This window comes from Sporosarcina soli (genome assembly GCF_042655805.1).
Lineage (GTDB): Bacteria > Bacillota > Bacilli > Bacillales_A > Planococcaceae > Sporosarcina > Sporosarcina soli.
This window is the reverse complement of the sequence record NZ_JBHSNO010000001.1, coordinates 359,249-373,337: the sequence shown is the minus strand read 5'-3', so window position 1 is coordinate 373,337 and position 14,089 is coordinate 359,249. Positions and strand designations below refer to the sequence as shown.

Below are 14,089 nucleotides of genomic sequence, written 5' to 3'. Positions count from 1 at the left end.
CGCTGTCCTTTTCATGCATTTCAACAAAAAAAGAGTTCAGATTTCTCTTTTTTTAGTATGCTTGGCATACTTTAAAAGGGATGGGGGAAAACAGCGATGAATGCGGTTACGATTGTTATCGGTTCAATCTGTATACTACTGATTGCTTACCGATTATATGGCACGTTCATAGCGGCAAAGGTTCTGAAACTAGATGACTCGAATCCGACGCCGGCGCATGAACTTGAAGATGGTAAGGATTATGTTCCAACAAATAAGTGGGTTACGTTCGGGCATCATTTTGCGGCTATTGCTGCAGCAGGCCCGCTAGTTGGTCCTATATTGGCTGCGCAGTTTGGCTATTTACCTAGTTTACTTTGGCTTTTGATCGGCGCGGTCGTTGGAGGGGCGGTTCACGATATTGTTGTGCTTTTTGCTTCCATGCGTCAAGATGGAAAATCATTATCGGAAATCGCGAAAAAAGAGTTGGGTCCCGTTGCCGGTTTCTGTGCGGGCTTAGCGATGTTATTTATCATTACAATTACAATGGCAGGGTTATCTTTAGTTGTATTAAGTGCTTTGGAGAGAAATCCATGGGGAACTTTTGCGGTAGGGATTACAATCCCAATTGCGATGGCTGTCGGTTTATATCATAAAAAAACTGGCAACTTGAAAATTGCTACCATCGTTGGATTTGGACTTATCATGGCGGCTATCGTCTGGGGACCGAACATTCAAGGGACGGCACTCGGTGACTTCTTAACTTTTGAAAAGAGTACAATCGCCATCTTGTTACCAGTCTATGCATTTTTTGCGGCAGCACTACCGGTTTGGTTATTGTTAGCGCCTCGTGATTATTTGAGTACATTTATGAAAATTGGTGTGTTTGCAGCATTGATCATCGGGGTATTTTATGTCAATCCAGCTGTGCAATTTCCGGCATTTACTGAATTCGTCAATGGTGGGGGGCCAGTCATTGCAGGTCCGGTTTGGCCATTCATTTCCATCACGATTGCTTGTGGAGCGATTTCTGGCTTCCATGCCTTTGTCGGTTCAGGCACTACCCCTAAAATGATTAATCGGTGGAGTGATATTAAAGGTGTTGCTTTTGGAGCGATGCTTGTCGAATGTTTAGTTGCCATTATGGCTTTAATTGCAGCTGTTTCTCTAATGCCTGGCGATTATTTTGCTATTAACTCGACACCAGAGAAATTTGCGACATTAGGTATGGAAACTGTTCATCTTGATAAGTTAAGTGATGAAGTCGGAATGGACCTTGAAGGCCGAACAGGTGGTGCAGTAACACTTGCTGTTGGAATGACTTACATCTTTACGGAGATTCCAATCTTTGAACAAATGGCGTCTTATTTTTATCAGTTTGTAATTCTATTCGAAGCAGTCTTTATCTTAACAGCAATTGACTCCGGGACCCGGGTTGCCCGTTATCTCATCCAAGATTTTGGGGGAGCTTTCTTTAAACCGTTGAAACGGATGGATTCTGTGTTTGCTACAATCTTTGCAAGTGCTTTAGCATGCTTTATGTGGGGGTATCTCCTGTTCTCCGGTGATATTAGTTCTGTTTGGGCATTGTTTGGCGTATCCAATCAGTTAATGGCTTCAATCGGCCTAATCATCGGTGCAACAGTTGTACTGAAGATTGCCGACAAACGACGGTATATGTTAACTTGTCTAATTCCGCTTGCTTACCTATATGTAACTGTAAATGTAGCAGGCTATTGGATGGTGAAAAACGTTTACTGGAATGCAGCAAGTTCAGGTTTCAGCGTGTTGAATGGAACACTTTCCATCATTATGTTAGTTCTTGGCTTTATCATTCTTATTGCTTCGATCCAGAAATGGAGACAACTATGGAAATACCCGCAGGATATTCTCGTTGAACGAGCTGCTAAAGGAATGATTTGATAGAACTCTCAGCAACGACGACGGATAACAAATAAGATAAGAAGCAGTATAATTCGCTAGGGGCAGATCAGTGAATGTATACTGCTTTTTTGATTATTTTTTTAAAATTTATTAAATAGGTAGGAATAATAGAAATTAATTGTTATAATAAAAAGATAGTGAGGAATTTTTCGAGAATAAATACGTGTATAAAGGAATGAGAAAGATGCGCATTGTCAATAATATTGCTGAACTAATCGGTCACACACCACTTGTCAAATTAAATAGACTTCCAGACACAAATGGAGCAGCTGTCTATGTAAAACTGGAATTTTTTAATCCAAGTCGAAGTGTGAAAGATCGTGCCGCTTATAATATGATTATCGAAGCCGAGAAAAGCGGAGTGCTGAAACCGGGGGCAACGATTATCGAACCGACTTCGGGCAACACAGGGATCGGGCTTGCGATGAATGCTGCGGCAAGAGGGTATCGTGCCATTTTTGTCATGCCGGATAACTCCACAGTCGAACGGATCAATTTGATGAAAGCTTATGGAGCAGAAGTTGTGTTAACACCGAGTGCAGAAAGAATGCCGGGTGCTATTGCAAAAGCGGATGAAATCGCGGCGACAATCAAAAATAGTTTTATACCGATGCAATTTGAAAACGCCGCAAACCCGGACATCCATCGGACGACGACTGCTGTTGAAATTATTGAAGCGGTGGAATCGATTGACCGTACACTAACGGCTTTTGTGTGCACATCGGGCACTGGCGGAACAGTGACCGGTACAGGCGAAGCGTTAAAAGCACATGATCGAAATATTACGGTTCATGTTGTTGAACCAGCTGGATCGCCCGTTTTATCAGGAGGACAACCAGGAAAGCATAAGCTTGTCGGTACGAGCCCGGGTTTTATCCCGCCAGTGCTCAATACGGAAGTCTATAATGAAATTTTTCAGATTAAAGATGATGAGGCATATGAGACCGTGCGGGGATTGGCGGCAAAAGAAGGGATTCTGATCGGTCCTTCAGGTGGAGCATCCGTCTTTGCTGCGATGGAAGTGGCAAAGCGGTTAACGCCTGATGATACGGTCGTTTGTATCGCGCCTGATTCCGGCGAACGTTATTTATCGAGTGATTTGTTTGAATCATAAAAAAAGAACCTTATGTCGACTTTTTAATGGCATAAGGTTCTTTTAACTTGCTTCAGCAGATCAGTGGGGATTCAAAATCCGAACGCAATTACGCCAAGGCGTAATTGATCTTGGTCGCACAGTCTAGGAGAATTGTCGACTAGTTTGTCAACGTATCGAAAAAAGTATCGAAAAGTTTGACATTAATAGTTGACAAATCATATCTATATAGTAGATTATATATATATAATAAAACATATCAAATTAGTAGGATATTTGAAAGTAGGGAAGATGGGATGTATTTAACGATTGATGGGGTTGAAAAAAGCTTCGACCATAAGGAAAAAGGTCAAGTGAAAGTTCTGGATAATATTCAGCTAGACGTGGAAAAAGGACAGTTCGTATCAATCGTCGGTCCTTCGGGATGCGGAAAATCTACATTACTATATCTGATTGCCGGATTGGAAAAAGCGGATCAGGGAGAAATCCGGATTGCTGGCAAGAAAGTAACGGGAGCCGGACCGGATCGGGTCGTTGTTTTTCAGGAAGATGGATTATTCCCTTGGCTCAGTGTCCTCGATAATGTAACCTACGGATTGCTATTGAAGGGAATGCCCAAAACGGAAGCGGAAAACAAAGCGAAGGAAATGCTGAAAATGGTACATCTCAGCAATTATACAGAGTCTTTTCCTCATCAGCTTTCTGGTGGGATGAAACAGCGGGTTTCCATCGCTCGCGCACTCGTGATGGAACCCGCAATCCTTCTGATGGATGAACCATTCGCTGCTCTAGATGAACAAACGAGAATGGTATTGCATAATGAGCTACTGGAAATTTGGAAAAAAACAAAAGTGACGATTTTTTTCGTTACTCATAATATTCGAGAAGCGGTCTTATTATCTGAAAAAATTGTCGTTTTTGAAACGAGACCGGGAAAAATCAAAGAGACTTACGCAGTAAAGACAATGAAGGATGGAGTGATGCCGAATGACAGTACATTCCATCTGGAAAAACAGATACTGGCATCGCTACAAGGCGAAATAGAGAAAGTGTTGAAGGAGGAAATGGGGGATGACTACGTTTTTAAGACGGACACTCTTCATCGTGATACTAGCGGTGATATGGGAAGTCACATCTAGACTATCTACATTACCTGATTTCATGTTCCCACCCCTCAGCCAAGTGCTACAAACACTTTTTTATGGGCTGGTAGACGGACAAATCGGGATTGCTATTTTTAAAAGTATGAGCCGACTGCTGATCGGCTTCTCGGTTGCGGTCTTACTTGGACTTCTATTGGGTTATTGGATATGGCGATCCAAGTGGGTAGAGGATACACTCGGTTTTCTAATTACGGCTTTACAGTCGATTCCAAGTATTGTTTGGTTTCCACTCGCCATCATTTGGTTCGGTCTAAATGATTTTTCGATTTTGTTTATTGTTGCAATCGGGGCAACGTGGACCATGACTATCAATGCGACAAGCGGATTCAAGAATGTGCCACAGCTTTATCAAAGAGTGGCCAAAACATTAGGTTCTGGCGGTTTCCACTTTTTGCGAACAGTCATATTACCGGCATCTGTTCCACAAATTATTTCAGGGCTGCGAATTGCATGGGCGTTTTCATGGCGTGCCTTGATGGCCGGAGAGCTGCTAGGATCCGGCGGCGGTCTCGGTCATCTGCTGGAAACGGGTAGATCGCTCGGGCAGATGGATTTAGTTATTTCAGTCATGATCATCATTGGCGTCATCGGTACGATTATGGATAACCTCGTATTCTTGCGTTTGGAGCGAAATGTACAGAAGAAGTGGGGCATTCAATAAAAACACATCAGCTAAAAGGGGAGAATGAAATGAAAAGGCAGTCCTTTCTAGTGTTACTCATTTCTGTTTTTGTATTAAGTATAGTTGCCGCATGCGGGCAAGGCGATGCAAATGGGAACAGCCGCAAAGAAGTGAATATCGGATACTTTCCGAATTTGACACATATTGCAACGATCGTTGCGTTGGAAAAAGATTATTTCAAAGAAGCATTTGGTGAAGATATTAAAATCAATACAAAAACGGTCAGCAATGGCGGATTGTTCATGGAAGCGATGGCGACAAAGGCCGTTGATGTAGGAACTGTCGGTCCAGGTCCTTTATTGAACCGTTATGTCCAAGATCCGAGCTATCATATCATTTCCGGAGCGGTGAATGGAGGAGCTGTACTCGTTTCGAGTGAACATAGTCAAATTAGTGATCTAGCTGAATTGGACGGAAAAAAAGTAGCGATTCCTGTCATTGGTAGCACACAGGACGTGATGTTGCGGAAGGCACTTAATGATGTAGGGTTAAAGCCGACGACGAATGGCGGAACAGTTGAGCTGTTCGCAGCAGCTCCTGCCGATACGGCAACTCTTTTCATCCAGAAATCGGTAGACGCAGCGGCGACGCAAGAGCCTTGGGGATATATTTTGGAAACACAGGCAGATGGTGAGTTGCTGTTAGACTGGGATGCATTTGCTTGGGGAAAAGAATCGACCAATACGGTTGTAGCGGCTAGCAAGCAATTTTTAGAAAATGATGATTTGGTGAAAGCTTACTTGATGGCTCACGTAAAAGCGGTGAACTTCATCAAAGAAAATCCGGAAGAAAGTCAAGATTTGGTCATCCAGCATATTAAAGATTTGACCGGTAAAGAGATTAATAAGGATGAACTTCAAGCGGCATTTGCTAGGCTGGAAGTGACGACGGACGTCAATGCACAAGTAATTCAGGAAATGGCCGATATTAGTCAAGAGGCTGGTTATGTAACGAGTAATGACATTGATGGATTGATTCAATTGGAGCAGTTAAAGGCTGTTGGAAACAATTGAAAAAAGATAGTTAGAGAAAGGGATCCACTGTAATTTCAGTGGTATCCTTTTTTGTTTGAGTGAAAATCAGGAATTTATGAAACTTCATTATCTATTAAACGTAGAATAGGTAATGAAGTGGAGGTGTTGATTGATGAAGGGGGGAAATGAAGTTTTTGACAAGAAAGAAGATCTGAATGTATGGACGTCTGTTTGGATTAGGCCGAGAGAAACAGTCCGCTACGCAATCGACAATAAATCGATGAGGTTTGCCCTTATTCTTGTTCTAATTTCCGGGGTTTTTGATGTGCTGAATGGGGCGTCGCAAAATAATACAGGTGACGTCTTACCCGTACCATTAATCTTGATATTAGCAGTTGTATTAGGTCCTCTTTTAGGTTGGATAGGTTGGTGGATTGGTGCAGGAATTGCTACTTTTGTCGGGAAGTGGTTCGGTGGTATAGGAGAGTTTGAAGAGTTGAAAATGGCTTTTGCAATCTCTTATATACCGTTTATACTTGGGGGGATTTTATGGATTCCCGATCTCCTTATATTGGGCGAAGCGGTATTCATTGAAGACGTTGATATTTCAGCAGGGAAATGGATATGGTTAATTTTTAGTGGATTTATTGGAATCGTGCTAGGAATATGGAGTTTCATTATTACAATAAAAGCAATTGCGGAAGCGCATAGATTCTCTGCATGGCGTGGGTTATTAACGGTTATTATACCTTCTGTGTTGATCGTTATTGTGCTACTTTTATTCTTGGTTCCGTTATTTTTCTTGTGAAATTACTTTAAATGAAATCGCTGATTGGAAACAGCTTTACACTGATTCCAATCAGCGATTTGTTCTTTATTCTATAAAATACTTCGCAACTTCTTGGGTCGTTTGTTCCGGAACCTTTAAGCAGAGCGGTTCACTATGCAAGAAATTGAAAACGTTCATATCGCTCGTTTGCAGTCCGCCAATTGTCATACGGGGAACAAGTCGTACATGTACGCGTTCAGCCCCGTTTGGAGAGAGTGGGGTAAAGAGAGCGAGATTGAAGCTCGCGATGCCGATTTGTTCAAAGTAGCGGAAAAACTTGATAACACTCTGTGCGAGATCTTGCCAATTCTTTTCGGTTATTTCGTCAAAAGAGGATGCATTGAATACCCCTATGAAATCCGAATGGCTTTTCGGCGCAAATGCATGCAGCCAGTCGATCGTGCCTTCTGTACCAATGACCCGCTCATCAAGTTCACGTTCTAGTTTAAGAAGTTCATCATAAAAATTTCGATCGTTTACTTCGTAAAACTGTTGGGCTGCTGCTAAGGCAGTTGCCTGATAGTTCGTCGGACGTTCTGATGCCAATACATGAATATGGGGATGTAAAATACTTCCTCCGGACGGCGGGAGGTAATTCCAGTTAATCGATGCAAATGTTGTCTTCGGATCTTGTGCTTTGACTTTTTTCAAATAATCATATGCGACCGAAAATGCATCGGTAATTATTGAACAAGCAAATTCCTCCAGCTTGACGTAATGTTGATCCGTCATGCGGATGACAGCATTATGTTTACTGTATGGGAAGAGGTTCGGAAAGACGACCGCTTCGCCCTGTGTAAGTCGTCCTTCTTCGATTAAAGCTTTAGGAAAAGTAGGTGTAAAGGAGTGCACATTTTCAGGGCAAAATGGGCATTTAATGCCAGCAGTTTCTTTAGCGAGCTCCGTATAATCTGTGGGTACAAATGGGGCACCGGGATCGAAAATAATTCGTGAAGTTTCCCCAGTCAGTGGATCTTTACGAATTTCAGTTTTACGATCAATTAATTTCCCATTTTGCATCGGATCGTGGAATGTGAAAAATTCCTCATGAGCTGTGAATTGGATTGTCAATTAAAGTTCCCCCTACAAAGTAATAAACACGTTATCTCTATTCTATCGATGATTGAAGGAAAAGTCAGTACTATTAGTCGGATTCTTTAGATTCTTCCTTATTCTTTGGTTGAAAAAAAGGAAAGAGTAGCAAATAGCGCTACTCTTTCCTTTTTTAAAACCTTATTCTGCATCGTATCCAGCTGCCGCTTCCACTTCACTCAAAGAAATACCGAGTGCGTCGGCTACGCCTTGTCCGTATGCCGGATCAGCTTTGTAGCAGTGTCCGATATGGCGGAGTTGGATAAATTTGTCAGCAGCGCCGATATTGCGTGCCGTATTTTCAAATAGTAGCTGTTTTTGTTCATCGCTCATTAAATTGAAGAGCTTACCAGGCTGCTCGAAATAATTGTCATCGTCTTCACGGAAGTTCCAGCGATCGGCATTGCCGAATAAGTCAAGTGCCGGTTCTTTATATTCCGGTTGCGCTTGCCATTCACCATAGCTGTTCGGCTCGTAGTGAAGCGTGCTACCCATATTGCCGTCCACCCGCATAGCTCCATCGCGATGGAAACTGTGGACTGGACATCTTGGTTGGTTTACCGGAATTTGGTGATGGTTAACGCCTAGACGGTAACGTTGAGCATCTCCATAAGAGAAGAGGCGTCCTTGTAACATTTTGTCCGGAGAGAAACTGATGCCCGGTACGACGTTTGCAGGAGTAAAGGCAGCCTGCTCGACTTCAGCGAAGTAGTTGTCAGGATTCCGGTTCAATTCCCATTCACCGACTTCAATGAGAGGGAAGTCTTTTTTGTACCATACTTTTGTCAAGTCAAACGGGTTGTAAGGCATGTTGTTTGCCTGTTCTTCTGTCATGACTTGGATGTACATTTTCCATTTCGGGAAGTTGCCTTTTTCAATGTTTTCATAGAGATCGCGCTGATGGCTTTCACGGTCAACTCCGACAAGTGCAACTGCCTCTTCGTCTGTCAGGTTTTCAATGCCTTGTTGGGAGCGCATATGGAATTTTACCCAGACGCGTTCGTTATCCGCGTTGATCATACTGAAGGTATGGCTACCGAAACCATGCATCGTGCGGTATGATTTTGGTATGCCTCGATCACTCATGACAATCGTCACTTGGTGGAGAGCCTCAGGGAGAGATGTCCAGAAATCCCAGTTGTTGTTCGCGCTTCTCAAATTCGTGCGTGGATCCCGTTTGACAGCATGGTTCAAATCAGGGAAGTTCAAAGGATCTCTGAAAAAGAAGACCGGCGTATTGTTTCCAACTAGATCCCAGTTGCCTTCCTCCGTGTAAAAGCGCATTGAAAAACCGCGGATATCACGTTCCGCATCTGCAGCACCGCGTTCTCCTGCCACTGTGGAAAAACGTACGAACATATCAGTTTTCTTACCAATTTCGGAGAAGATTTTTGCACTCGTGTATTTTGTTATATCATGTGTTACGGTAAATGTACCGTATGCCCCGGATCCTTTTGCGTGCATGCGGCGCTCAGGAATGACTTCACGGTCAAAATGGGCCATTTTTTCTAAAAACCACACATCTTGTAGGAGCATAGGACCTCTTGGACCTGCCGTCATCGAGTTTTGGTTGTCAACTACAGGCGCGCCGGCAGCTGTTGTTAATCTTTTTTTAGGGTTATTGTTTTCAGTCATACATTCCCACTCCTTAGATTGTTTTAATTACTACATTAGAATCATAACAAATAACGTCTAGGAATCCAAGAATAATAGCTTTTACAAAAAAATTCCCTGTAAATCAACAAAAATAACGTGATTATATACTGCATTACAGGCGGAAAATGTGATACCTATGCTCTGCATTCATCCATTGTAATTGGGAGTGATTATCAGTTCGTAATAGAAAGGGATTCCCACTCATTGGAATGATTCCAAATTCAGAAATATAAGTTAAATGATACTATCTCCATTATTAACGATAAAAACTTTTTTGACAACCTAAAAGGTAACGTTTTCAATAGAAAGTCAACCATTTGTGAAGTGTGATAAACTTGAAATAAGAAGTCGCATTACAAGGATATAAATCTGGACGCAATTACGCCGAGGCGTAATTGATAGAAAAGGATCTTGATAAACATGAAAAAGTTTTTTAATTCTGTGCAACATTTGTTTGATATTGAGTTTGAGAGTGTGAAAGACTATTTCGTTACACTGGCGTTAACCATTGTTTCCACATATGTGTTCATCGTCGTTTGCAGGAAAATTTTACAACAGCTATTCAAACGGACGAGCATTATAGAAGAGAAGAAGAAAGAAACGATTGAAAGTGTTGTCAAAAATACGTCGAGGTATCTATTCGCGACGATCATTTTAATCGCTGCGATTAAGCCGTTTGTCGTTGATTTGAAAGAAGTCGTCGTTGCGGGAGGGATCATTGCGGCTGTGATTGGGTTCGGTGCCCAAAAACTAATCAACGATATTATTAGCGGGATTTTCATGATTTTTGAAGGAACGATTAAGCGAGGAGATTTCATAAACGTAAATGGAGAACCGGAAGGAGGTACAGTCGAGGAGTTAGGATTTCGAATTGTAAAGATCCGGTTGATCAACGGGAAATTAGTGACCATTTCGAATGGTGAGATTCGCAAGATGGTAAATGGATCGGTTGAGAAAAGGAGAATTTTCGAAAGTGTCGTCGTCTCATTCCATCAAGATCCGAGTGTTGTGAAACGACTGCTTCAAGAAGTTTGTGATGAGTTGAATCAAAAACAACTTTCCTATCTAAAAGTGGATCAGTTAACCGGTGAAATTGTGGAAAAATATAAAGTTTATGGCTTACACTCATTGGATGCAAGCCCATTCGGCTATAAATTTTCGATTGTAGCGACAGTGAATGATACCGATTATTTACCGGCCGCTATAGAAGCGAAAGAAACGATGGCACAAAAACTATATGACAATAAAATTAAAATGGCAGAGCAATTGATCAACAGAGGTCATTGAACGAATATATGCTTATATGAGAAAAACTAGAAAAGAAAAAACGGCTAGGAGAACGATGCAAAATCGTATCTCCAGCCGTTTTTTTGTGCACTTGCTTTAGATGAGCAAACCGAATAAAGTGCTGTCCTTATTGACTTCTTTGAAAGGGAAGCCACATTGTTGCATCCGGTATATGAGGCTGTCATAATCCTCTTTCTTTTTGATTTCAATCCCAACGAGACCCGGACCGTTTTCTTTATTGTTTTTCTTTGTATATTCAAATGTAGTAATGTCATCATCTGGACCGAGAACTTCATCCAAAAATTGTCGTAATGCGCCTGCTCTTTGTGGGAAGTCCACAATAAAGTAATACAGAAGCCCTTCGTATATAAGTGATTTTTCTTTAATCTCCTGCATTCGTCCGATATCGTTATTGCCCCCACTGATCACACAGACGACGGATTTCCCTTTGATTTCTTCTTTGTAAAAATCCAATGCCGCGATAGGAAGAGCACCTGCAGGCTCAGCAATGATGGCATGTTCATTGTAGAGGTCCAGTATGGACGTACATGTTTTTCCTTCAGGCACAAGGATAATGTCATCCACGTATTTCTGGCAGACTTCATATGTAAGTTGTCCAGCGCATTGAACAGCTGCTCCGTCGACAAACTTATCAATGGATTCCAATAAGATAGGTTGTTGCTTTTGGAAAGCGGCATGCATGCTGGCCGCTCCTGCTGGTTCAACACCAATTATTCTTGTGAGAGGGGAGACGTTTTTCATATAGGCACTTAAGCCGGAAACAAGGCCACCGCCACCGATGCTCGCAAAGACAAAGTCTAACGGCTCTTCAATATCGTTTAGTACTTCAACCGCCACCGTTCCTTGACCGGCAATGATATGTGGATCGTCGAATGGGTGGATGAAAATGCGTCCTTCAGTGTTGGCATATTCAATCGCTTTGCTTGATGAAGCATCGAACGTGTCGCCAGTCAAAATGATTTCCACAAAGTTTTTCCCAAACATTTTCACTTGATTGACTTTTTGTTTAGGTGTCGTTTGAGGCATGAAAATTTTAGCATCGATACCTAAATGAGCACAAGCATATGCTACGCCTTGTGCATGATTGCCTGCACTGGCACAAACAACCCCTTTTTCACGGGCTTCCGTTTCAATAGTTTTGATTTTATAGTAAGCGCCACGCAATTTAAAAGATCGAACATACTGCAAATCCTCTCTTTTTATGTACACATGGCAATCATATTTTTCGGACAGCCTTTCATTCTTTTGCAATGGTGTGTGGCTAACGACATCTTTTAATAATTGATTGGCAATTAGGATGTCTTCCACATGAACTGTTTTCGCTTCTGTACTTGTAGTATTCATAAACTTTCCACTACCTCCGTCATTGTTGAAGATTTCTTAATGATAACATGAATTCTACTGAAAGGACAAAAGAATCTTCGTAATTATGCGTGAATTATTTGTGGAAATAGGTCTTGGGTGCAATTATCTATCAATGTTTGCCGCAATTTAAATGACCTGTCAGAAGGATCCCTGGAATTTGGAGAAGATATTTATTAAACCTTTTGTTTCATGTTAATTTAGCGTAAGATAGATAACTAGAATACGTACAATATACCTATCTTTGAGGATGTAGGGGGAAAGACATGAAAAACACATTAACGATACAGTTAGGAGCGATTATTGTGGGGATTATGATAGCGATGCTCGCTATTACCTCTATCGCTACTTATAAAACGGCATATGAAAAATTATATGATGCAGCAGGGGTCGAAGCCTATGGATGCGCCAATATTACGACAGGGCTTCTCCGCCCGGAGGACGTCGATAAGATGTTGGCGGGTGACCGAGGTGTTATGGATGAAGTTGGTCAACAATTGAACTGGACAGTCGAACATAAAAATATTTTCGAAACACAATACATCGTTGACTTAGACGGGAAGATTCTCGCACTTGACGATAATTTGCGTGGAAAAGGAATCGAACCGGGAGATTCAGTACCATTGGATAAAGAAGCCATTCGTCTGTTGTTGGAAACAAAACACTCTACATATTCGAAACTATATCAATTCGCGGGGATGGAAAGATTATCGGGCTATGCGCCGATTTTTGAAAATCATAATGTGAATGGGGAAATCATCGCAATTAGCGTCATCGATTTCGATGGTTCAATTGTTGCTGAGAGAACGTGGGAAGTCGTAAAAAATGGTATTTTGATCAGCTTGATTCCTATGATCGTCGCTTCCATTATCACTTTATACCTAATTAGACGAAAAACAAAGCCGATTTCCGCACTTATCGTGCAAGCGAAGGAAATTGCAGATGGAAATCTTGCGCTTGAGGATGTCGTGATTAAAAGTAATGATGAGGTGGGCGACTTGGCTCGAACACTAAACACGATGACAAGCAATTTAAGGAATATGATTGGGACTGTACAAGCAACGGCGATCCAATTGACCAAAAACTCGGTCGATACATCGACATCGCTAAATGAGATGCAAACAGCCATCCAACAGATCGCCCAAAACATGAACGAAACGGCAACATCGATTTCGAACGGAACGATCAATGCGGAGCATGCATCCACTATTTTGGAGTCTTTGGCCGAAGATCTGTTGGATTCCAAGGAAAAAGCTGTACTCAGTGTGGAGAATTCCCATCAAACGATGCGAATTGCGGAAGATGGACAACAGAGTGTAAACCGTATTAACAATGATATGGAGCAAATCAGAACCGCCTCGATCGAATCAGGTGTGACGATTGAAAATTTAATTGAATCGACTACTAAAATACAAGATATTACAAATTCGATTTCAGGAATCGCTTCCCAAACAAATTTGCTAGCTTTGAACGCTTCGATAGAGGCGGCAAGGGCTGGTGAACATGGGAAAGGGTTTGCGGTAGTAGCAGAGGAAGTGCGGAAACTAGCAGAACAATCTAACAAGGAAGTATTGGAAGTCGAAAAACTGGTGCAAGAGTTAACGGAAAGTATTCAACTCGTCGTCAATTCTACTTCTGAAAGTACAAAGCTCGTTGAGTCCGGAACGGAAACGGTAGCCAAGACGGCGACATCACTCAATCGTATTTCGGAAGCCGTATCAGAAACGGTAAAGGAGATCGGAATGATTTCTGAACTGACGACAGCGGAAGCGGATAGTTCCAGCCGTATCGTTGAACTGATTAACGAATTGACCCAATCCATCCATACGATTGAGGATATGAGCAATAATATCTCAGCCGCTACGGAGCAGACTTCAGCCTCCATTGACGAGGTTGCCACACGATCCAAAGAAATGAGTGACCTGGCACAAGACTTGGAGAAAATCGTTTGTCAATTCAAATTATCGTAAATGGAAATAACCCGAAAGCCTTTCGCTTTCGGGTTAT

The 14,089-nt window shown here is 42.0% G+C and carries 11 protein-coding genes; 8 read left to right on the top strand and 3 right to left on the bottom strand.

From position 1 onward, the window contains the following. The first annotated feature begins 96 nt into the window (after positions 1–96). The 6 genes from cstA (at position 97) to ACFPRA_RS01850 (ending at position 6,643) form a co-directional block, all read left to right on the top strand. Positions 97–1,902 (top strand): carbon starvation protein CstA, encoded by a 1,806-nt coding sequence (cstA, locus tag ACFPRA_RS01875; RefSeq protein WP_381429927.1) that lies wholly within the window; start codon positions 97–99, stop codon positions 1,900–1,902. Between the two features lie 205 nt (positions 1,903–2,107). Further along, positions 2,108–3,037: a cysteine synthase A gene (cysK, locus tag ACFPRA_RS01870; protein WP_381429923.1), complete on the top strand. Its 930-nt coding sequence runs from the start codon at positions 2,108–2,110 to the stop codon at positions 3,035–3,037. Between the two features lie 275 nt (positions 3,038–3,312). After that, positions 3,313–4,155, top strand: coding sequence for an ABC transporter ATP-binding protein (locus ACFPRA_RS01865; protein WP_381429919.1), 843 nt, complete (start codon positions 3,313–3,315; stop codon positions 4,153–4,155). Continuing rightward, positions 4,088–4,840: an ABC transporter permease gene (locus ACFPRA_RS01860; RefSeq protein WP_381429916.1), complete on the top strand. Its 753-nt coding sequence runs from the start codon at positions 4,088–4,090 to the stop codon at positions 4,838–4,840. The genes ACFPRA_RS01865 and ACFPRA_RS01860 overlap by 68 nt, the downstream gene beginning before the upstream one ends. A gap of 29 nt (positions 4,841–4,869) precedes the next feature. Beyond that, positions 4,870–5,874: an ABC transporter substrate-binding protein gene (locus ACFPRA_RS01855; protein WP_381429913.1), complete on the top strand. Its 1,005-nt coding sequence runs from the start codon at positions 4,870–4,872 to the stop codon at positions 5,872–5,874. 133 nt (positions 5,875–6,007) lie between these two features. Beyond that, complete coding sequence (locus ACFPRA_RS01850; RefSeq protein WP_381429910.1) at positions 6,008–6,643, top strand: YIP1 family protein; 636 nt, start codon at positions 6,008–6,010, stop codon at positions 6,641–6,643. Between the two features lie 66 nt (positions 6,644–6,709). Here the strand turns inward: ACFPRA_RS01850 and ACFPRA_RS01845 are convergent, their stop codons facing one another. Both ACFPRA_RS01845 and ACFPRA_RS01840 read right to left on the bottom strand, forming a co-directional pair. After that, positions 6,710–7,735, bottom strand: coding sequence for a hypothetical protein (locus ACFPRA_RS01845; RefSeq protein WP_381429908.1), 1,026 nt, complete (start codon positions 7,733–7,735; stop codon positions 6,710–6,712). 162 nt (positions 7,736–7,897) lie between these two features. Next, complete coding sequence (locus ACFPRA_RS01840) at positions 7,898–9,391, bottom strand: catalase (RefSeq protein ID WP_381429906.1); 1,494 nt, start codon at positions 9,389–9,391, stop codon at positions 7,898–7,900. 441 nt (positions 9,392–9,832) lie between these two features. Here ACFPRA_RS01840 and ACFPRA_RS01835 point away from each other — a divergent pair, with 441 nt between their 5' ends. Continuing rightward, the gene (locus ACFPRA_RS01835) at positions 9,833–10,699 is read left to right on the top strand and encodes a mechanosensitive ion channel family protein (RefSeq protein ID WP_381429903.1); all 867 of its coding nucleotides are present in this window, start codon (positions 9,833–9,835) and stop codon (positions 10,697–10,699) included. 96 nt (positions 10,700–10,795) lie between these two features. On the opposite strand, the gene ilvA is transcribed toward ACFPRA_RS01835, so the two are convergent. Further along, positions 10,796–12,064, bottom strand: a complete 1,269-nt coding sequence (gene ilvA / locus ACFPRA_RS01830) for a threonine ammonia-lyase IlvA (RefSeq protein ID WP_381429900.1) — start codon at positions 12,062–12,064, stop codon at positions 10,796–10,798. A 284-nt stretch (positions 12,065–12,348) separates the two neighbouring features. Between ilvA and ACFPRA_RS01825 the strand changes: the two genes are divergently transcribed. Next, positions 12,349–14,052 (top strand): methyl-accepting chemotaxis protein, encoded by a 1,704-nt coding sequence (locus tag ACFPRA_RS01825; protein ID WP_381429898.1) that lies wholly within the window; start codon positions 12,349–12,351, stop codon positions 14,050–14,052. Positions 14,053–14,089: the final 37 nt, after the last annotated feature.